This is a genomic window from Sphingobium sp. KKT206 (genome assembly GCF_055640555.1).
This window is the reverse complement of record NZ_CM145764.1, coordinates 1,633,425-1,654,974: the sequence shown is the minus strand read 5'-3', so window position 1 is coordinate 1,654,974 and position 21,550 is coordinate 1,633,425. Positions and strand designations below refer to the sequence as shown.

14 protein-coding genes and 1 tRNA gene are annotated in these 21,550 nt (G+C 61.5%); 10 read left to right on the top strand and 5 right to left on the bottom strand.

Going from position 1 to position 21,550, the window contains the following annotated elements:
- Positions 1-163 precede the first annotated feature (163 nt).
- A tRNA-Leu gene (locus ACZ2HM_RS07775) sits at positions 164-248 on the top strand.
- A gap of 46 nt (positions 249-294) precedes the next feature.
- Here the strand turns inward: ACZ2HM_RS07775 and ACZ2HM_RS07770 are convergent.
- Together ACZ2HM_RS07770 and ACZ2HM_RS07765 are read right to left on the bottom strand one after the other, a co-directional pair.
- On the bottom strand, positions 295-2,133 hold the full coding sequence (locus tag ACZ2HM_RS07770) for a gamma-glutamyltransferase family protein (RefSeq protein ID WP_470426694.1): 1,839 nt from the start codon (positions 2,131-2,133) through the stop codon (positions 295-297).
- On the bottom strand, positions 2,133-5,153 hold the full coding sequence (locus tag ACZ2HM_RS07765) for a TonB-dependent receptor domain-containing protein (RefSeq protein ID WP_470426817.1): 3,021 nt from the start codon (positions 5,151-5,153) through the stop codon (positions 2,133-2,135). The genes ACZ2HM_RS07770 and ACZ2HM_RS07765 overlap by 1 nt, the downstream gene beginning before the upstream one ends.
- Positions 5,154-5,833: 680 nt before the next feature.
- On the opposite strand from ACZ2HM_RS07765, the gene ACZ2HM_RS07760 reads away from it, so the two are divergent.
- From ACZ2HM_RS07760 to ACZ2HM_RS07745, 4 genes are read left to right on the top strand one after another with little or no spacing between them, the layout of a single operon-like run.
- Complete coding sequence (locus ACZ2HM_RS07760) at positions 5,834-6,493, top strand: RNA polymerase sigma factor (protein ID WP_470426693.1); 660 nt, start codon at positions 5,834-5,836, stop codon at positions 6,491-6,493.
- Complete coding sequence (locus tag ACZ2HM_RS07755; protein WP_470426692.1) at positions 6,429-7,394, top strand: FecR family protein; 966 nt, start codon at positions 6,429-6,431, stop codon at positions 7,392-7,394. Before ACZ2HM_RS07760 ends, ACZ2HM_RS07755 begins: the two co-directional genes overlap by 65 nt.
- A gap of 55 nt (positions 7,395-7,449) precedes the next feature.
- On the top strand, positions 7,450-9,324 hold the full coding sequence (locus ACZ2HM_RS07750) for a gamma-glutamyltransferase family protein (protein WP_470426691.1): 1,875 nt from the start codon (positions 7,450-7,452) through the stop codon (positions 9,322-9,324).
- Positions 9,325-9,345: 21 nt separating this feature from the next.
- Positions 9,346-12,300, top strand: coding sequence for an amidohydrolase family protein (locus ACZ2HM_RS07745; protein WP_470426690.1), 2,955 nt, complete (start codon positions 9,346-9,348; stop codon positions 12,298-12,300).
- Positions 12,301-12,868: 568 nt separating this feature from the next.
- On the opposite strand, the gene ACZ2HM_RS07740 is transcribed toward ACZ2HM_RS07745, so the two are convergent.
- Positions 12,869-13,039, bottom strand: a complete 171-nt coding sequence (locus ACZ2HM_RS07740; protein WP_470426898.1) for a hypothetical protein — start codon at positions 13,037-13,039, stop codon at positions 12,869-12,871.
- Between ACZ2HM_RS07740 and ACZ2HM_RS07735 the strand changes: the two genes are divergently transcribed.
- Positions 12,983-13,129: a type IV toxin-antitoxin system AbiEi family antitoxin domain-containing protein gene (locus ACZ2HM_RS07735; protein ID WP_470426816.1), complete on the top strand. Its 147-nt coding sequence runs from the start codon at positions 12,983-12,985 to the stop codon at positions 13,127-13,129. The genes ACZ2HM_RS07740 and ACZ2HM_RS07735 overlap by 57 nt on opposite strands.
- 27 nt (positions 13,130-13,156) lie before the next feature.
- Here the strand turns inward: ACZ2HM_RS07735 and ACZ2HM_RS07730 are convergent, their stop codons facing one another.
- Together ACZ2HM_RS07730 and ACZ2HM_RS07725 are read right to left on the bottom strand one after the other, a co-directional pair.
- Positions 13,157-13,255 (bottom strand): excalibur calcium-binding domain-containing protein, encoded by a 99-nt coding sequence (locus tag ACZ2HM_RS07730; RefSeq protein ID WP_470426815.1) that lies wholly within the window; start codon positions 13,253-13,255, stop codon positions 13,157-13,159.
- 712 nt (positions 13,256-13,967) lie between these two features.
- Entirely contained in the window at positions 13,968-14,951 is a 984-nt protein-coding gene (locus ACZ2HM_RS07725) for an SDR family oxidoreductase (RefSeq protein WP_470426689.1), read from the bottom strand.
- Between the two features lie 222 nt (positions 14,952-15,173).
- Here ACZ2HM_RS07725 and ACZ2HM_RS07720 point away from each other — a divergent pair, with 222 nt between their 5' ends.
- The 4 genes from ACZ2HM_RS07720 (at position 15,174) to ACZ2HM_RS07705 (ending at position 21,335) form a co-directional block, all read left to right on the top strand.
- A complete protein-coding gene (locus ACZ2HM_RS07720) occupies positions 15,174-16,043 on the top strand; it encodes an SDR family oxidoreductase (RefSeq protein ID WP_470426688.1) in 870 nt (289 codons plus the stop codon).
- An 11-nt stretch (positions 16,044-16,054) separates the two neighbouring features.
- The gene (locus ACZ2HM_RS07715) at positions 16,055-16,855 is read left to right on the top strand and encodes a DUF4336 domain-containing protein (protein ID WP_470426687.1); all 801 of its coding nucleotides are present in this window, start codon (positions 16,055-16,057) and stop codon (positions 16,853-16,855) included.
- Between the two features lie 507 nt (positions 16,856-17,362).
- Positions 17,363-18,001, top strand: coding sequence for a recombinase family protein (locus tag ACZ2HM_RS07710; RefSeq protein WP_470426686.1), 639 nt, complete (start codon positions 17,363-17,365; stop codon positions 17,999-18,001).
- Positions 17,982-21,335: a PAS domain-containing protein gene (locus tag ACZ2HM_RS07705; protein WP_470426685.1), complete on the top strand. Its 3,354-nt coding sequence runs from the start codon at positions 17,982-17,984 to the stop codon at positions 21,333-21,335. The genes ACZ2HM_RS07710 and ACZ2HM_RS07705 overlap by 20 nt, the downstream gene beginning before the upstream one ends.
- The last annotated feature ends 215 nt before the right edge of the window (positions 21,336-21,550 follow it).

The window sequence follows — 21,550 nt, the reverse complement described above, 5'->3', positions numbered from 1 at the left end:
GCACTTATAACGCGGGCGGATCATAGCGCAAGTCAGGCTATCGCCCCTTGGCCCGCATCGCAACATATGCCGAAAATCGCCGCCAATTGATGTTGGCGACAGCCAAAGCCATTTTCGGCTGGACGCCCGCGTCGGATTTTGCCATTTGGCCTCTCCCAGCCGTGCGGGCGTGGTGAAACTGGTAGACGCGCCGGACTCAAAATCCGGTTCCGCAAGGAGTGTCGGTTCGATTCCGACCGCCCGCACCAAATATGATCAGACTGATGATCATACCGGATGAACAGCAAAATCTTTTCAATAGCCTACCGCATATCCCATGCGGCGGGGATCGCTGCCGCCCATGCGTGCGCCGGACGGGTCGACCATGACGCCCTGGATGCTGCCGATGGCGAAGGCGCCGACCATCTCGACGCTATGGCCTTTGGCCTTCAACGCCGAGACATCCGCGGGCGCGAAACGGTCTTCCAATTGTATGGTGATGGCAGCACCCGGCTTGTAGAAACTGGGTCTGGCATTGAGCGCGAAGCGGGGCGCTTCAATCGCCTGCTGGATCGGCATGTCCAGGTCGAGGGCGTTGACGAGGAACTGGAACTGGGTCTGCCCGATGGTTTCGCCGCCCGGCGTGCCGCACAGCAGCTTCAATTGCCCCTTGTCCAGTACGATGATGGGGCCGTTGCCGAGCAGCGCACGCTTGCCCGGTGCCACGGCGTTGGGATGACCGGGATAGGGGGCCGTCGATCCAACCCGCAGGCCATTATTGCACAACAGGCCGGTGTCGCCCATCACCACCGAAGTCCCAAAGCCGCCGCCGATCGTCGTCGTGACGGCAATGGCATTGCCTTCCTTGTCCACCACCGACAGGCTCGTGGTGTCGCCGCCGCGTGTGTCTTCATCAGCGGCCGCCTGTCGATCAGGCTGCTTGCTCCTCGCCAGCGTAGCGCCTTCGGGAAAGGCGATGGCTTGCATGCGGTCGATCAGTTTGCGGCGCGTCGCGGCGAAATCCTTGGACAGCAATGTGGCGACGGGCACATCGACAAAGCGGGGGTCGCCCGCGTAGCGATAGACATCGGCCTTGGCGATCTTGATCGCCTCGATCAGCAGATGCGTGAGGCTGGCGCGATCGCTGGCAAGGGACGCGAGATCCCAGCCCTCCACGATGTTGAGCTGTTCGCATAGTTCCAGCCCGGTGCGCGAGGTGAGCGGACTGCAATAAACATCCATCCCGCGATAGACGGTCGAAACGGGGTTGTCCCAGACCGGGCGATAGCTGCGCATATCCTCCATGCGCAGCCAGCCGCCATTGGCCTGCGAAAAGCGGGTCATGTCCTGCGCGATCGGGCCGATGTAGAACTGATCATAGGCGGCGGACAGCGCCTGGTCCCGGTCGGCCCCGCTTTTGAGCGCCCGCGTTTCCGCGTCGGCGAGACTTTGGAAGGTGCGCGCCAAGGGCAGATTGCGGAAGATGGCGCGCGGCGCGGGCGGCTGGCCGCCGGGCAGGAAGATCGCCGCGCTGGTCGGATGGCGCGCCAGCACCGCTTGCTGGCGGCGGATGAACATCGCGATCGAGGCATCGAGCGGATGCCCATCGCGCGCATAGCCGATGGCGGGTTCGAGCAATGTCGCCAGCGGCAGCCGCCCATATCTCTGGGCCAGCGCGATCCACCCACCGAACGCGCCCGGCACCGCCACAGCCTTGTGCCCGCTGTCCAGTTCCTTGGGATCGACGTTCGGGTCGAGCAGGGCAGGCGCACCACCGGTGAAGGCGAGCGACTGAACCTTGCCACTGCGTCGTTCGAAACAGGTGGCAAAACCATTGCCCGCCGCGCTCGATGCCCAGGGTTCGACGACATTCATCACCGCCATGGCGGCAACAGCGGCGTCCGCTGCCGTGCCGCCCTGCATCAGCATGCGGGTGCCCGCCATCGCCGCCAGCGGGTGCCCCGCCGCGACTCCGCCATGGGGCATCGGCACTTCGACGCGATGCGCCCTGGCCACCGCCGGGCTGCTGCGCGGCGCATCGGGGGCCTTGTTCCCCGACTGGGCCAGAGCCGCTCGACCAGGCAGGCCGAGCAGCGCTGCGCCTGCGAACCCCGCCGCGATCAGATCGCGACGGGCCAGACCTTCATCCCACATCAGAAGGACTTTTTGATGCTGGTGTACCAATAGCGCGCCTGCGGCTGATACAGGCTGGACAGATAGCCGCCCGACGCGAGCGGTGGATCCTTGTCGAAGATGTTGCGCGCGCCCACGGTGATCGCCGTTCCCTTCATCATGCCGCTGTCGAATTTATAGGTGGCATAGAGGTTCACGGTCGTCTGCCCCTTGACCACGAACCGGTTGCCGTCCGCATCGAACACCGCGTCCTGATAGACGTCATCGATGAACTGGGTGAAGGCACCGATGGTCACTGGGCCATAGTCCCAGGTCAGGTTGGCGGAAATGCGCCAGCGTGGCTGACCGTCGCGTCCGACGACATCGCCACCGCCGGGAACAGGCACGGCCGCGTTGATCTCGCCAGCCGCCTGACCATCGGTCACCGCCTGCACGGCAGCCGGGGCGTCGAGCTGATATTTGATGAGGCGCGCGGCGTTCACGTTCAGCCCGAACTTGCCGAAATTGGTGGTGCCGACGCGATAGTCGAGGTTGAAGTCGATGCCATCGACCTGGATCGGCAACAGGTTCTGGAAGGGGGCCGTCACGTAGAGCAGCTCACCCACTGGTGCCAAGCCCGTGCCCGCCACCAGCGCGATGTCGTCCGCCGTCGGTTCGCGGCGCACGACGGCGGGATTGCTGCTGCCCTGGACCCGCAACAGATAGTCGAGGTTGAGCGCATTCTGATAATCCAGCAGACCCACGACGCCCTTCTGCTTGATGCGCCAGCGATCGACGGTGAAGGTCACATTGCCCCAACCTTCGGGCAGCGGCGGCTGGAACACGGCGCCGAAGTTCCAGCTGGTGGATTCTTCGGGCTTCAGATCAGGATTGCCGCCCGACCGCCGCAGTACCGACACGTTGCGCGCGCATTGGGAGAAGCTGCTGATGCGCCCGGCGCGCAGGTCGGCTTCGCACAGCACATATTCGGTGCCGCCATTGACGCGGTCCAGCGTCGCGGTGTTGATGACTTCCAGGTTCGGCGCTCGGAAACCCTGGGACCAGGAACCGCGCAGGCGGAAGCCTTGCAGCAGATCCCAGCTCGCCGCGACCTTGGGTTTGGCGACGTCACCCACATCGCTATAGCGTTCATAGCGTCCGGCGATCTGGATATCGAAGGAGCGGATCATGGGGATTTCCATGTCCGGGCTGACCAAAGGCAGCGCGATTTCGGCATAGGCCGACCAGACCTTGCGCTTGCCCGACACGTCGGGGCTGGGGCTGGCCCCCATCAGGTCCGACCCGTAGAAGATGCCCGTGACCGCATCGGTATAGGTAATGTCGACACCGGCCACACCGCCTTGCCGAGGATCGCGATTGTCATCGAAGGTTTCGCGCCGAAACTCGACGCCGGTCGCTATGCCGATGCTGTTCCCGGCCCAAAGACCGATCAGATTGGCATTGGAAATCTTCAAATCCCAAAGCGCCAGTGATGTCTTGTTGCGACGGGTCGATTGAATGCGGAAGCTGTCGACGATCGCATCGGCATTGGGTGTGCCGTCACCAACCGAGGGATCAGACAGGCTGCCGCCATTGAATGGGTTATAGGCATCAGACGTCGTCTTGTTGATCGCCGCTTGCAGCAGGCTGCTGGACGTGCCGTCCATAGTGTCCTTGACCGTCGCCCAGCTATATAGCCCCGCCGATTCCCAGTTCCAGTCGCCGAACATGCCGCGCAGGCCACCGAGAATGCGATATTGCCGGTTGGTCACATTAACGTTGCGCAGCCCTACATCGACATAGTTGAGGCTGCGGATGGTAACGGGCAGTCCTTCGTCGGGGATGTTGAGGCCGGGAAGACGATTGGGCGAGCCGACAGGGCCAAAGGGGTTCCAATAGGCGTCCGCCGCCACCGTGATCGGGATGTTGGCGAGCGATCCGCCCGTGCCGATATTGGCTTCGGTCTTGCCCTGGTAGAAGCCCAGTTCACCGAAGAAATCGAGATTGTCCGTCAGTTCATAATTGATGAAGCTGAACAGGTTGATGCGTTTGACCGATGGCTGGGTCGTCAAGTCCGTGAATGTGGCATTGGGGTTGAAACGGAGGTTGGAATCGACGTTCGCCATCTGCGTCGTGCCGCTGCCATCATCATAGCACATGCCCGGCGTACCGGCCGCAACCTGGCAACCGGCATTGGTCGATGGCTGGATATGGAATTGGCGCGATGCGTTGGTAAGCGCGACGCCATTGCTGGTGATCACTCCGGTCCCGGTGGCCTGGAACGTGCCCCAAGGTGTACTGGTCGATGTCCCGTTGAAGCTCGCATTGTTGGCAAAGGGCGTGCCCGCGACGAAGGATCGCCGGTCGGCCGTGGCCGTATAGTCCTGGTCACGCAGATAGAGTTTGGACTTTTGCGCATAGCCGCCAAAGAGCGAGACATTACCCCGGCCGCCGCCGAAATTGAACCCGACGAGGCCATTGACGGTGAACTCACGCAAATTGGTGCCTTCCGCCCCGCCATATTGCGCGTCGAAGGTCGCCCCGGTGAAGTTGGATTTGAGTACGTTGTTGACGACGCCCGCAACGGCATCCGACCCATAGAGCGCCGCCGCGCCATCGCGCAGCACCTCCACCCGCTCGATCGCGCCGACGGGTATGGTGTTGGCGTTAAAGCCGAAGGTCGGCACGCCGGAATCGATCACCCCGGTAATCGCCTGCGATGTGGGATGCAGGACGGTGCGGCGGCCATTGATCAGCAGCAGCGTGTTGCCTTGACCCAGGCCGCGCAATGACACGGTGGATACGTCGCCGCGCGCGGCATTGCCCGATCCGCCGCCCAGCACCTGCTCATTGAAGGTCACGCCGCCGAGCTGCGGGATGGAGCGGAACAGGTCCGCGCCGGAAACGGCCGCGACGGCATCCACCTGTTCCTGACCGACGACGGTGACGGGCAGGGCACCCGTTGTCTTCGCGCCCCTGATCTGGGTGCCGACGACGACGATTTCGGCGCGGCTTTCGCCTTGCGGCTCGGCGGGCAACCCCATGGTCGGCGCGTCCGACATGGTGCCGCCCGTCTCCAACTGCGTAAACGCAATCGGCTTCAACGCTGCGACCGCGCCGGGTTCGGCGCTGAGGCTGCGATCGCGCAAGGTGACGACATCGTTACGGTCGGAGGAGATGACGAGATCGGTTCCCCGGATGATATGCTTGAGCGCCTGCCGCGCATCATGCGCGCCATAGAGACGGGGCGTGCGACTGTGGCGCAGTTTCTTGGACGGCGCGATGATCTGCAGGCCGCTTTGCAACGCGAAGGAGGGCAGCGTATCCACCGCGCGTCCTTCTGGCAGGTCGAAATTGCGTTGCTGGGCGCTGGCTGTCCCACTTGTCAGCGCCAGTGCAGCGGCGCTGCTCCCCAGCAGCATGGTAAAGATTTTCGTCTTGTTCATCATGTTCCCCCATTTCCCTCCCACACGGACGCGCGCCAGCGGACGCACGCAGCCAAGGCGCCACGCGATGGTCGATCACTCACTGAAAATTCCGTTCATGGGCCGACTCATTCGCCCGGCCAGGCGATGCCGATCGGCCCCTTTTCCGGGTGCCCGACATCCTCTCCAGATCACGGCTTGGAGGCGAATGCTGCCGCAGATCACAGTGGAAAGACACGAGAGCGGAAAATATCCGCCATCGCGCCTGTCACATTTTTTTCATGCTGTTCTAGCGGCGGATTTGGGCGTGCCTTTCGTTGCTACAGACGATCGTCGATGTAAGGGGTCGATCTATTCTGGATAGCAGAGCCATATGGCTGGCACGCCACATCTGTCCGCATGAGCCAGCGCTGCGCCGCTGGCTGGCGGGGCGCGTGCAATATGGCTTTCTGCTCGATGATGTCGTGCAGGAAACCTATGCGAAGCTCGCGACCCTGCCGTCTGTCGACCATATCGAAAATCCACGCGCCTATTTCTTCCGCGCCGCGCTTTCGGTCATAGTCACCGAAGTGCGACGCGCGCCGGTCGTCTCGATGGAGACGCTGAGCGAGATTGATCGGCTGAGCATCGAATCCGGGGTTCTGCCGCCGGACGTGCAAGCGGAACAGCGCGAGGAGTTTCGGCTGGTGGCGGAGGCAATTGACCAATTGCCGGCCAAATGCCGCGAGGTTTTCATCCTGCGCAAAGTCCATGGATTGTCGCAGCGCGAAACCGCGCAAAAGCTGGGTTTGTCGGAAAGCACGGTCGAAAAACATGTCGGCCGCGGCATCCGCACCCTGATAAATATTTTCGGACGTGGCGGAAAAACCGGCCATGTCGCGTCTAACGACCGAATTTCAAATGCAGAGCCATATGACAGTCAGGGAAAGCAGCGCGGAGATAGAACAACAGGCGACCCTCTGGGCGGCCCGCTGTGACGCGACTGGTCTCAGCGCCGCCGACAGACGGGAGCTGGACGCCTGGCTGGCCGGGGACAGCCGCCGCATGGGTGCCTGGGCGATGGCCCGCGCGACGCTCGCCCGCGTCGAACTGGCGCAAACCGACGAACAGGCGATCCATGCCGCACCAACCAAGGTCGGCGCGACACGTAGGCAGCTTTTGTGGGGCGCTGGCGCGGCGGTTGCGGCCTCGGCAGTCGCCGCCGTAGGGCTGCACCTGTCGGGGCAGGGCACCTATTATGAGACAGCCAAGGGCGAAATGCTGCGGGTGGCGCTGCCCGATGGCAGCGTGGTCAATCTCAACACGGCCAGCCGCATCGAAGTGCGATTCACGCCTCAAACACGCACCGTCATACTGACGAGGGGCGAAGCGCTGTTCGATGTCGCGAAAAACAAGGCCGTCCCCTTCGTGGTGGAAGCGGGCGATGCGCGGGTTCGCGCGGTCGGCACGGCCTTCACCGTCCGGCGGCAAGCGGATCGCGCCGTTGGCGTGATCGTCAGTGAAGGCGTCGTTGAACTGAGCCGTCGCAACGTCGCGACCCAGCCTGTCAGGCTGGTGCAGAGGATGCGCGCAGCGCTCGATCCGGCGGCGGCCAGCCCCATCGAGACGGCCCGGATTTCGCCCGATGCGATCGCGCAGGAACTCTATTGGCACGAAGGGATGATCGCTTTTCGCGACACCTCCCTCGCGCAGGCGGCGGCGGAATTTGCGCGTTATAATGACGAGAAGATCATGATTGCCGACCCGCTGATCGCGCAGGAAACGATCACGGGGCTGTTTGTCGCCAATGATCCGCATGGCTTTGCGAAGGCGGCAGCCGAAAGCCTGGGCCTGGCGAAGCGGATGGACGGTAACCGGATCATCCTTGGTCCCATCTGACATATTGGCGCCGGATAAAGCGTATCGGCGCAGGAAAAAACGGGGAGTTTCAACGATGAACGATGAGAACCCGATTACGGGAATGAACCGTCGTGCCTTGGGCAAATGGGCTTTGGCGACCGGAGCCGCCGCGATCGCCGGGCCGATCGGCACCAGCGCCCAGGCGCAAACGCCGCCGCCAGAACCAACGCGCCTCAAAAGCGCTGGCGAAACGCTCCGGCCCGAAATCGTCGGCCAGTTCGGCATCGTTGCGGCCGGCCGCCATTATGCGGTCGCGGCCGGAACCCGCATATTGATGGCGGGCGGCAACGCCACCGATGCAGGCGTAGCCGCCGTTTTTGCCGCAGCGGTCACTGAAATCTCCCATTTCGGCTTTGGCGGTGAAGCCCCCACCATCATCTATGACGCGGCCACGAAGAAGGCGTCCGTCATCAATGGCCAGGGAACGGCCCCCGCGCTTGCGACCGTCGATCAGTTCGCCGCGCTGGGCGTGATACCGGGCAACGGCCCCAATGGTGGCACGGTCCCGGCGATGGTGGACGCCATGGCGCTGGCGCTGCAGCTAAACGGCACGATGACGCTGAACCAGGTGTTGGCACCGGCCATCGAACTGGCGGACGGCTTCGTGATGTATAATTTCCTGGCCGAAGTGTTCGTCAGCCAGCAGAAAGCCACATCCAAATATAAAAATGCCTATGACGCCTATTATCCCGGCGGCAGGCTGCCGCGCACCGGGGAGATATTTCGCCAGCCCAATCTCGCACGCACGATGCGGACGATCGCCACCGCCGATCGGCAGGCCTTTGCCCGGACGAAGGACCGCAAGGCCGCGATCCAGGCCGGGCGCGATGCCTTCTACAAGGGCGACATCGCTCGCCGCATCGGTGCCGCGATGGAGGCGGACGGCGGGCTGATGCGCTATGCGGATCTGGCCAATTATAAGGGCCGGGTCGAACCACCGGCGACTGCGGAAGTGTTCGGCTATACCGTGTGCAAGGGTGGCTTCTGGAGCCAGGGGCCAGCGCTGCTGCTGGCGCTGAATATTGCCGAAGCCGCCGGGATCGGTGCGATGGCGCCGGGCAGCGACGCCTATCTGCATATACTCGCCGAGGCGATCAAACTCGCCTTCGATGATCGCAACGCCTTCTTCGGCGATCCCGATTTCGCCAGCGTGCCGATGCAAGGTCTGTTGTCCAAACCCTATGCCGCCGCCCGCGCCAGGGACATCCGGGCGCATGCGTCATTGGAGCATCGCTATGGCGACCCTTGGGCCTTTGAAGGACGCAAGCGCGACACGCCTTCGTTCACCCCGCGCATGCTGAAAAAGCCGCCGGTGCCCACCGCCGATACGACCGCGATCGAAGTGGTGGACCGCCACGGCAATCTGTTCAGCTGCACGCCAAGCTCCGGCTGGATGCTGGGCGGTGCCTATATTGCGGGCGATACCGGCGTGCCGATGAGCAACCGGATGACGATCTTCGATCTCGATCCCGACAGCCCGAATGTGCTTGTTCCCGGCAAACGACCGCGCACGACGTTGTCGCCATCTTTGGTCTTGAAGGACGGCGCGCCCTTCCTGGCGATCGGTACGCCGGGCGGCGACAATCAGGACCAGCAGATCATGAACGTGCTGCTGCGCGTCCTCGCCTTCGGTGAGCCGCTCCAGGCGGCGATCGAGGCACCGCGCATAAATTCCAATCATTTCCACGGCTCCTTCGGCGTCAAGAAGGACGAGCCGGGCGTGCTGGAGATTGAGGATCGCGTGCCCCCGGCGGTGCGCGATGCGCTGACCGCGCGGGGGCACAAGCTGGATGTATTGGGGCCATTTGGCGTCTCGACGGGCATCGTCGCTGCGGGCGTGGTGCCTGAAACCGGCACCTTGCGCGGCGGCGCGGACGTGCGGCGGGAACGCTACGTCTTTGGCTGGTAGGGAATGAACGGGGAAATCATCATGAATATGCGGCTCACACCCTTCGCCATCGCCCTGATGGCCAGCACTGCCAATCCGGCCATCGCCCAACCTGCCAATCTGCCCCCGCCCGGTGGCGAGACACCGATCGCCTTCGACGTGCATGAAGGGACGTCGATGGCCGTGTCCGTTTCGCCGAACGGCAAGTGGCTGGCGGTCGATCTGCAGGGCAGTCTGTGGATCATCCCGGTCAAAGGCGGGAAGGCAAGGCGGATCACCGACTATTTCAATGACGCACGTCAGCCGGTCTGGTCGCCCGATGGGGAGCGGCTTGTCTACTTCGCCTATCGCGATGGTGGCTATGACCTGTGGAGCATCAAGCCCGACGGCAGCGATATGCACAAGCTGACCGAAGGCACGTTCGATGATCGCGAGCCGGTCTTTTCGCCTGACGGAAAGACGATCGCTTTTTCGTCGGATCGCAGCGGCAATTATGACATCTGGACGCTCGACATCGCCACGGGCGCGATGAAGCAGGTCAGCAGCCACGCGCGCGAGGACCGGTTGCCGACCTGGTCACCCGATGGCGCGCGGATCGCCTATTCCGGCGGGCAGGGGATGGCGAGCGCCATCTATGTCGTCGATCTGTCTACTGGTCAGGAAAGTCTGCTGAAACAGGCCGAAGGAAGGGCCGAAGCGCCGTCATTCGGGCCATCGGGGCAACTGGCTTATGTCGTGCAGGACGACACGGGCAGCCATCTGGCAATCGACGGCAAGATCGTCAGTGGCAAGGAAAATGTCTTTCCCTTCCGCATAAGCTGGGATGGGGCAGGCGGCTATTTCTACGTGTCGGACGGCAGGATCCGCCGGGGCGGGGCAAAGGCGCCCTCGACGATCGACTTCGCCGCAACGCTGGAGGTCGTGAAACCCAGTTATAAGCGGGCCAAGCGCGATTGGGATTCGACCGCGCCGCGCAGGGCGCTGGGCATCGTGCATCCGCGTATCTCCCCCGATGGCAGTCGCATCGCCTTCGTTGCACTGGGTGATCTCTATGTCGTTTCGTCCAAGGGCGGGGTGCCGGAAAACCTGACCAAGGACGCCGCGCTCGACGCCGATCCCGCCTGGTCGCCCGATGGGCAGAGCATTGTGTTCAGTTCGGATCGTGTCGGTGGTCTGCCGCAGCTGTGGATCAAGGATCTGAAAACGGGCACGGATCGACAACTGACCAAGCTCGATACGCAGCCGCTCGGCGCGGCTTGGTCGCCCGATGGCACGCGCGTCGCTTTCATCGACGTCGATGGTCGTTGGGGCGTGGCGGGTGTCTGCGTGGTGGATGTCGCGACCGGCAAGGTCACACGGCTGCAGACCTCGCTTGGCCAGCCGGGCAGTCCGAGTTGGTCGTCGGACGGAAAATATGTAGCGATCAGCCTCTCCTACAAATTTTCCAACAGTTTCCGCGAGGGCACCAACCAGGTCTATGTGATACCGGCTGATGGCAAGGGCGAGCCATTCTGGCAGATACCTCAGGCCAATATGTCACTCGACACGCGCAGCGGCAGCGGCCCCGCCTGGTCGCCCGACGGCACGAAGATGGCGGGCATCTATGAAGGACTGCTCAAGGTCTGGCCCGTGGACAAGGCGGGCAAGCCATTGGGGCCAGTGCGCAGCCAGACGAACGACACCGCCTTCTACCCGACCTGGACAGCGGATTCGAACACGCTTCTCTATCAATCCAACGACATGCTGAAGACGATCAACCTGGCGACCGGCGTCACGACCGACGTGCCGATCGACCTGCATTATCGTCTGGCCAAGCCGACGGGCCGCACCGTCGTCCATGTCAGCCATCTGATCGACTCCGTCACTGATGCGACCCAGCATGACAAAGACATCATCATCGACGGCAATCGTATCGCGCAGGTCCGCGATCATGACCCGGCGCTGCATGAGGGGGGCACGGTCATCGACGGCACCGGCCTTACCGCCATGCCCGGCCTCATCGAATATCATTCCCATGTCCAAAAGGATTTCGGCTCGAACCTGGAAAAGGCGTGGCTGGCCTATGGCATCACCACGGTCCGCGATCCCGGCACGCAAGTCTATGACGCCGTCGAGGATCGGGAAGCGGCGGAGGCAGGCGTGCGCCCCAGCCCGCGCCTCTATGTCGGGGGACCGCTGCTCGAATGGCAGCGTGTCTATTACAAGATGGGTGTGGCCGTTTCCGGACCAGCGCATCTCGAACGCGAACTCGAACGCGCCCGGCTGCTGCAATATGATGTCGTCAAAAGCTATGTCCGCATGCCCGACCTCTACCAGCGGCGCATCGTCGAGGCGGCGCACGACATGGGCATTCCCGTATCGGGCCATGAAATCTATCCGGCCGCCTATAGCGGCGTCGATGGCACCGAACATATGGGGGCGACCAGCCGCCGCGGCTATTCGCCCAAGCAAGGACCGGGCGGCATGGCCTATGACGATGTCATCCAACTGTTCGGCCGAAGTGGCCGGACGCTGACGCCCACCAATTTCGGGGCGCTGACCGGTTATCTGGAAAAGAACCCCGACTATCGAACCGATCCGCGCGTGAACCTCTATCCCAGCTGGGCGCGGGAAAGCGTGACGGGCGACAATGATCCCATGGCACGGATGGTTCGGCCGCTACTGGCAGGGGGCCTCATCAGCCTCAAGAAAATCTATGATGCAGGGGCGCAAGTCGTCGCGGGAACCGACACGATGATCGCGACCAATCTCCACGCGGAAATCGCCTCCTATGTCGATGCAGGCCTGACGCCATTCCAGGCGCTGCAGACGGCTACGGTCAACGCGGCCAAGGCGCTCAACCTTGATGCCGGGACACTGGAAGCCGGGAAGCTCGCGGACATCGCGCTGGTGGAAGGCGATCCGCGCGAGAATATCGCCAACAGCTTCAAGGTGCGCAGCGTGATCGCCAATGGAGTCGTCCACCATGTCGATGATCTGGTGAAGCCCAACCCGTGAAGGTCGCCCGATCGGGAAATAATTGGTGATCCTCTTTGCTCACATATCGAACTTTTTCAGAGTCCCGTCAGCTGAATCTCGAAAAATTGTGGAACGATACCGTGCCGCATTTGCAGATGCAGCATAGTCGTATCCGGCTATCGAGCGCATTTTTTGATGCTTTCGTGGCGCCGAACGCGAGGGGTTCATCGCTCGGGGCGAGCGTGTGGCGCCTTCGAGTCCAGGTTCAATCGCACCTGCTCGTTCGTTCAATGTTTGTTCAATCGATAGGGACCTGGCTGTTCGTCCAGCGACAGATTGCAAGCCAAAATTCGAATCGACCGTGCGAAGGATGACGAAGGAATCTGGTGTCGGCAACGAGGTAGGAACTGTGGTTCCGGTTTTCGGAAATTTCCTTCCGAGAAGCCTTCGTTCCGTGAGCCTCTCTCTTTAAAGGACACGAACAAAACAGTTTTTTTGGCTCGCAACGGATGAGGCGCGTCAGACGATTTCCCGCTACAGGGCGATTATGCGATCCTCGGTGACCGACCGGCGCTTTTCAATCGAGGGATTCGCTAGGGACGCGCCTTTACCACAACCCCGCCAACCGACCAATGGAGTACGGAAGCGCGAGCGCGATCGAGCGCAGCGCATACGGCTCGCGGGTGGACCGAAGCCCACAATTCGGCAGATAGCGGTCGCCTTGGCTTTGGAGAAAGGTGAGGTTCGGACGAAGGACCTCACCGATGTCGGCGTCCACAGATGCTATCTTTCTCGCATGTGCGACGAGGGTCTTCTCGTTAAGGTGCGGCATGGCGTATATCGCGCAGGTTCGAGAAGGGCAGCATGAGGCGATGCCTTTGGTCCAAAGGCTACGTCAGTTGCCGCGATAAGGCTCGCAAGCGATCCCATCGCCATCTCCATCCATTCCAGATCGATAACCTGGTTCGCCACGGTAGTTCGGCGCAGTGCCCATCGCACGAGCCGCGTCGCACCCGGCCCAGTAATCACGCCTTCGAGGCGTGTGGGCGCGCACCATGCCGGCATTTGCGGCAAGCGAATTAGCTGCGGACACAATGCGATGCGTTCCGCCCTCACCTACTGCGATCGACCCCACGCCCACCATTGCCTCAAGCGCCGCTGCTGCACTGAGTAGCTTTGCCTCTATCGGAATGGATTTGGCGTCAGTTTGGCGGGCGCAGGCGCGGCGCCATAGTTTTGGTGAGTTTTGCCCGAAAGAGTGTCGACGACGCATTGGGTCCAGATCTCGGCCCGGAAGCTGGAGCCGAATTTTTTCAGGGGATGCACGGTGTTTGGCAGTGAATTCTGCGATAGGGGTCAGTGAAAATAAAGCGCGCACTCAGACCTGGCCTTAGACAGGGAAGGAGAGTCGAACATCGACCGCGCCATCGTTCGGAACGCCGGAGACCAATCTATGGTCGATCCGAGAGGGCTCTTCGATCAGTCCAGTGCTCGCGCAAGCGAGCGGACCTTGCCGGAACCTGCCAGAGAGGAGAAGCGTCCGTCCAGATTTTACCTTCGGATTCAAAATTGCTTTCGTTTGCCACGTTTGTCGGCATTTCCCTCCCGGTGCAGGGTTATCGACAGGATCTGCCATGAGAACCTAGAATGAAGCGGGGTGATGCATTGTAGGTGGCAATCATCCGCTGCTCGACCATTGACGGCATTCAGGACCGACGACGCCAGAGCCATGCACCGATGCCAGCAAGGCCAACAGCGAGAAGGCTGCCCGTTGCCACGGCCGCCTTTTGGCGTTGATCGGGCCGGCGACGTCCACCGTCTATGCCGCTCGGAGTGTGGGACGGATTATAGATAGTTCCGCTTGTATCCTCACCAGGGTCTGCCTTCTTTGCCCAAATATCCATAAAGCCATTCATAACAGCGGCACCAAGGTTGGGCGTAGCAAACTGTCCCAGCTTTAAAGCAATGGCGGGCGCCCCAACCACCGTCGTGTTGCGGGGACGGCGGGCAAGTCTAACGACCGCTTTTGCAACTTTCTCCGGCGCCAAAGAACCTGGCGGCAGCGATAGCTTCGCACCGGAGTAATTGCCGGCATGGTCGATGCCGGGTGTGTCCACGAAGGTGGGGTAAACATCGCAAATATGGATGTGAGGCCTTTTCGATAGTTCCCCACGGAGCGCCTGTGAAAAGCCGCGCAAGGCAAATTTGCTGGCGGAATAGGCCGCGGCATATGGGGTCGCGACGAAGCCGCCGACGGAGATCATATTCACCCAGGTGCCGTGATTTTGCGCGAGAAAGATGGGTAGGACTGCATGAACATCGTTCATATGACTGAGGAGGTTGGCCGCGATGACGCGGGTGTGATCCTCGATCGGGACATCTTCATATTTGCCGACAACCCCCACCCCCACGCAGCTGAACCAGAGATCTATTGAGCCTAAAGCGTCTCGAGCTTCAGCGGCAAAGTTTGCGATTGCGCCGGCGTCGGTGCCATCGACCGCGCGCACCTCGACATGGCCCCCCGCTTCCCGGCAGCGGCGAGCGATATCAGCAAGGCCTTCCTCACCTCGCGCCCCAAGCACCAACTGCGCACCTTGCTCAGCGAAAGCAATCGCGGCTGCAGCGCCAATGCCGCTCGATGCACCGGTGATGACAACGTTCCTCGGGCTTCCACTCATGAGCTTCCTCATCTGCTATTTGCCTTGGCCCGAGCTGAACTGGCCAAAAGCGCGCGCTTCGACTTTCCGGTGACGAACAAGGTCCTGCTTCGTTCCGCCGTCGGCGGCGAGGCTGCTTTTTCGACCCTGACGTGAACCGATATGTCACGAACGATTTCGAAGATCAGTCGTTGCGAAGGAACCTACTGAAAGCTTCAGCGCTTCCAGTAAGATTTTTTAGCGGAGGCTTGGTTCATGAACGACAAGACACTGGATGCTGTGATGCCGCCCCTGCCTGAACAGCAGCAGGAAGTGCCGGGGACAATTGCGGCCATGGACCCGGTACCGGATCATGGTGAAAATAGCTATCGTGGGTCAGGACGGCTCGAGGGAAAGAAGGTCATCATCACTGGCGGTGATAGTGGCATCGGCCGCGCAGTGGCGATAGCATATGCCCGGGAGGGCGCGGATATACTGATCTCCTATCTAAGCGAAGATGAAGATGCCCAGGATACCGCCCGCTGGGTTCAGGAGGCAGGCCGAACGGCTATATTGGTGCCTGGCGACATCAGCGATGCGGCGCATTGCCGTGTCATAGTCGACAAAGCAGTCCAGCAGTTCGGGCGCATCGATATACTCGTCAACAATGCAGCTTACCAGATGAGCTTCGAAAATCTGGAGGACATCACCGACGAGCAGTGGGAAAAAACTTTCGCCACCAACATCCATGCGATGTTCTATCTAGCCAAGGCCGCGGTTCCGTACATGGGAGAAGGCGCGGCGATCATCAATACCAGTTCGATCAACGCCGACATGCCGCGCCCCACTCTTCTTCCCTATGCAACAACCAAGGGAGCAATTCAGAACTTCACTGGAGGCCTCGCGCAACTTTTGGGCGAGAAGAAAATACGCGTGAATTGCGTGGCGCCCGGTCCGGTGTGGACACCGTTGATCCCCTCGACGATGCCACCGGAGGCGGTGAAAAAATTTGGCGAGAATACCCCGCTCGGCAGACCTGCTCAGCCCAAGGAACTTGCGCCTGCCTATGTCATGCTAGCGACAGACGAAGCCAGCTACATGTCGGGAGCAACCATAGCCGTGACCGGCGGCAAGCCCCTGATCTAGTCGCGAAACCGGTGGCCAGTTCAGCAGATGGCAAGGGGCGCTCGGGCGGGCATGGTGGCATCGATGTCACCTATGCACCGTTGGACATCCTGAAACCCATCGCGCCCGATGTCTGGATCGTGGATAGCGGGCCGGTCAGTGCCTACGGGATGCCCATGCCGGTGCGAATGACCGTGATACGGCTCAACAACGGTGATCTTTTGTTGCATTCGCCTACCCGCTATATCGCTTCTCTGCACGCCGAACTGGAGCAGCTCGGACGCATCCGTCACCTCGTAGCACCGAACATTGCGCACTGGATTTTTGCGGGAAAGTGGCGGCATGCTATCCCGGGCACACAGCTATGGGCAGCGCCCAAGTTAGCGGGACGCCTTGCGGTCAGGCGCGCACGTTTGCCGATCGATCGCGAGCTTGGCCCGCAGGCCCCCGCCGAATGGAGCGGCGAGATCGAACATGTCATTATTCCAGGAGCCGGCTTCTGCGAGGTCGCCATCTTCCATAAAAAGACGGCAACGCTCGTTTTGACCGATACTGTCATCAATCTTGAACCGAACAAACTTCCGACCATCATGGCGTTGTTAATGAAGCTCGGCGGAAGTGCGTCCCCCCATGGCGGGGCACCCTTTTATTTGCGCGCCGCCATCTTCCTGAAGTGGAGGGCCGGCAAAGCGGCGGTGGAGCGATTGCTGGCCATGAAGCCGGCTCGCGTGATATTCGCCCATGGCGCCTGGTTCGATGAGGATGCAACGCCAAGGCTTCGCCGGTCGTTCAGATGGCTGATTGGAGACAACAACGGCCTCAAGAGGCGGTGAGATGGCGGCGACGACTAGCTCTTTCCGCTTAGTCGGTCAAAGGTCTCATCGTGAGCGCGCGCGGTGGCTGAAAGCAAAGGTGCTTGGGACAGCTAGGCAGGAGGTCAAGCCGACGACCTTGATACGGGTTGGCTCCTGCGATGTGTAAAAGGCAGAAAGTTGCCCTGCCAATTTCCTATCCAAATATCAATGATAGTTCAAGCGCCACCAATTCCCCTGATAACCCTGCCTAGACCGTCACAAATCTCGCACTCCTTGCCATCTACCGTGCCGCTTCCGCCGCATTTAGGACAGTCCTCCCCGGTACCGGGCGTATCAGAACCAGTTCATCGCCGGGAATTAGGGTTCCTCAGAAATCTTTCCTCCGCGTGTGAGCTGGTTGTGACATCATCGATTTTGATACGCGGCCGTGTGAGAACCTATAGCAGCCGATAGCGTCGTCTCAAAACACTTTCGCGATTGATGGGCCACGTGTTAGGCGTCGAGGATGGGTTTTGAGAACGCTCCATGCTGATCGGTTACGCGCGTGTGTCTACCGCCGAGCAGGATTTGAAGCCGCAACTCGCAGCGCTTGGCGAAGCGGGATGCGAGAAGTTATTTTCTGACAAGGCGAGTGGCGCGAAGGCGAACAGAGCCGGTCTGGCTGACGCGCTTTCACATGCGCGGGCTGGCGACGTACTGGTCGTATGGAAACTGGATCGCCTCGGGCGAACGATGAAGGGGCTCATCGAACTCGCGGCCGAGCTGGCCGATCGCAACATTGGCCTCCGCTCTCTCACGGATGGCATTGATACTGCCGGTACTGCCGGCAAGCTCGTCTTCCACATCATGGCCGCGATGGCAGAGATGGAGCGCGATCTGATCCGCGAGCGGACGACTGCAGCGCTTCTAATCGCCAAACGCGATGGGCGGGTCGGGGGCCGAAAAACGGTAATGACCCCCAAGCGCATCGAAGCGGCACGCAAGCTCCTTGCCTCAGGCATGACCGCTCGCGAGATTGCGCCGACGATCGGCGTTTCGGTGGCCACGCTTTATCGCCATCTTCCGGCCTCGGCCCAAGAGGCGATTAGCGCAGAAAGCGAAAACGGCGCCTGGGCACTTGATCAAAAAGAAGGAATTGCTCCCAATGCCCCCAGTCGAGCATGATCGAGCTATCCTAGCCGGCGGCGGTGAAATGGGCGCGTTGATACGCGCTCACGACTGGTCAACTTCGCCGCTCGGCCCGCCCGAAGGCTGGCCGCAGCCGCTGCGCTTGGCACTTCAAATTTGTCTAAACATGCCGATCGTCAGTGCCGTGCACTGGGGTTCTGACCTGTGCATTCTCTACAACGACGCCTATGCGCCGGCACTGGCGGAGCGACACCCCTGGGCACTGGGGCGACCGTTCGGCAATGTGTGGCCGGAAATCTGGAACGTGCTCGGCCCGCAGATCGCCTCGGTCGTCGAAACCGGCTGCGGCTTTTCGACCGAGCGCCAGCTTTTGAAGATGGATCGGCACGGCCACCTCGAGGATACCTATTGGATCTACAGTTTCTCGCCGATCCGAGACGATGCCGGTTCCGTCGGCGGCGTTTTCGTCACGGCGCTCGATGAGACTGAAATGGTGCTTGCCGAGCGGCGGCAGGCCTTCATCCTCACCTTAGGCGACCGCCTCCGCTCGTTGGACGACGCTGGCGAGATCATGCAGGCGGCGGCCGAGGCACTCGGCCGTGAGATTGGGGCCGATCGCGCCGGATATGCAGAAGTGGCCGCCGACGATCGGACGTTCGTCGTGGAGCGCGATTGGTCCGACGGCAACATGGCAAGCTTCATCGGACGCCATCATCTGGATGACTTTGGTCCAGACCTAATCGCGGCGTTTAGAGGCGGGCAAACCGTCAACTTCGAGGATGTGCTGGCCGAGGCACTGACGGCCGGAGAGGCGGTAGCGGAAGCATTTGAAACCATCACCATGCGCGGGGCCATCACCGTCCCGCTAATCAAGGGCGGGCGCTTTGCGGCCGCGCTGTATGCCCATTCTCGTTCGCCGCGAAAGTGGACCCAAGGTGATGAGGCCCTTGTCCGTGAAGTAGCCGAGCGAACTTGGTCGGCGGTCGAACGCGCTCGCGCGGAAGCCGGCCTGCGCGATAGCGAAGCTCGTTTTCGCGCCTTGGCCACGGTCGGATCTTCCTCACTATACCGAATGAGTCCGGACTGGCGTGAGATGCGCGGTCTCGACGGTGCCGGCTTCCTCGTCGACACCGACGCGCCGACGACAGACTGGATCGACAAATACATTCCGGCCGATGAGCGATCCCGTGTGCGGAAGGCAATCGGTCGTGCGATCAGCGCAAAGACGTTGTTCGAATTTGAACATCGCGTTTTGCGCGCCGACGACACTGTCGGTTGGACGCTTTCGCGGGCCATTCCAGTGCTCGACGATGCCGGCGATATCATCGAGTGGTTCGGGGCGGCCAGCGATGTGACTGAGCGCGTCAAGGCCGATCAGAGCTTCAGTCGCCTGTTCCAAGCCTCGCCGGCACCATTCCTCGTACTCGCAGCCGACGCGCCGCGTTTCACAATCAAAGAAGTGAACGACGCCTACCTTGCCGCCACTATGACGACACGGGAAAGCATAGTCGGATGCGGGGTGTTCGAGGCGTTCCCAGACAATCCTGACGATCCAACTATCGAGGGTGTGAGCACATTGCGCGCCTCGCTTGAGCGTGTCCTGGCGACGCACGAGCCCGATGCGTTGCCGGGCCTGAAGTACGACATCGCACGGCCGGACGGCAGCTTTGAAGAGCGCTGGTGGAGCCCGGTTAATTCGGCAGTTCTGGATGAAAGCGGTGGAGTGGAAGCCATCATCCACAACGCCAATGACGTGACTGAGGAACGCCGCGTCGCCGCAGCGCTACGCGAGAGCGAATCTCGGCTGCGCGAGCTGAACGAGACGCTCGAAAGCCGCGTCGTGGAGGCGCTTGCCGAGCGTCGGCTACTCGCCGACGTTATCGACGGCACCGATATCTTCGTCCAAGTCGCCGACCGTGAATTTAACTGGCTCGCGATCAACCAAGCAGCGTCAGACGAGTTCGCGCGCATTTTTGGTGTGCGCCGCCCAAGGGCCGGTGACAATATGCTTGAGATGCTCGCGCACCGCCCCGACGATCGGCAAGCGGTCGAGGCGGTCTGGTCGAGGGCGCTCGCAGGCGAGGAGTTCGTTGAAATCGACGAGTTCGGCGATCCCTCACAGAGCCGGGGCCATTACGAAATGCGGTTCCGGACTCTCCGCGATGCAAATGGGCGGGCAACCGGCGCTTACCAATTCGTTTCGGATGTCACCGCGCGACTACAAGAACAAGCTCGTCTGAGGGACGCAGAGGAGGCGCTGCGCCAATCGCAGAAAATGGAGGCGATGGGCAGCCTTACCGGGGGTGTGGCGCACGACTTCAATAATCTGCTGACCCCGATCATAGGTTCGCTTGACATGCTTCAACGCAAGGGGCTGGGCAACGAACGCGAACAGCGCCTGATTGCGGGCGCGCTTCAGTCGGCCGATCGCGCCAAAACCTTGGTCCAGCGCCTGCTCGCGTTCGCTCGCCGTCAACCGCTACAGGCCACGGCCGTCGACCTGACTCCGCTCGTGCAAGGCATGGCGGACCTGATCTCGAGCACGACCGGGCCGCAGATCAAGGTGGTGGTCGATGCAGCCGAGGGACTGCCACCAGCGAACGCTGATCCCAACCAGCTTGAAATGGCCATCTTGAATTTGGCCGTGAACGCCCGTGACGCGATGCCGGACGGAGGCACCTTGCGCATTTCGGTCGACGCGGAAAGCGTCGGTCCTCAGCATCGGACGGACCTAAGCCCAGGACGATACCTGCGCCTGTCCGTCGCCGATACCGGCGACGGGATGGATGAGGCTACGCTTAAGCGCGCCGTCGAGCCATTCTTTTCAACGAAGGGCGTGGGCAAAGGGACGGGCCTCGGGCTGTCGATGGTGCATGGCCTTGCATCACAACTTGGCGGCGCACTCACGATCCGCAGCACACGTGGCATTGGAACCCATATTGAGTTCTGGCTTCCACAGAGCGTCGGATCAATCGCAAGCACTGCATATGTCGTCGAAACGGAGCTGCTGACAAAAAGCAGTGGGACAGCGCTGCTCGTCGACGACGAGGAGATCGTCCGCATGAGCACGGCCGACATGCTAAGCGAGCTAGGATACACGGTGGTCGAGGCTGCCTCGGCCGAAGAAGCGTTCGGGTTGGTAGATCGCGGCTTGCAGTTGGACCTGCTCGTCACCGATCACCTCATGCCCGGAATGTCCGGCACTGAACTCGCTCGGACGCTCCAGAACAGCCACCCGCGGGTCAAGGTGCTAGTTATATCCGGCTATGCGGAGGCGGAGGGCATAGCGCCCGATCTGCCTCGCTTGACGAAGCCCTTTCGAAACGCTGATTTAGCGGCGAGCCTCGCAGAACTCACTCGGTCGACGTGATGCTTTGGAGCGTTTGAGCCCATGGAACACCTTGAACAGGATCACTGATCCTCACCATGTGTTTGAGGATCGTTCAGTTACACGGGTTCAGCCGTGATGGCTAACGGACTTATCAACCCGCTAACGTGCGCTGCCATCTTGATGGGCGATCACGCCCAACCGGGCGACGATCGCGACAGCGCGAGTAATATGGGTTCGCGATCCTATCCTATGTG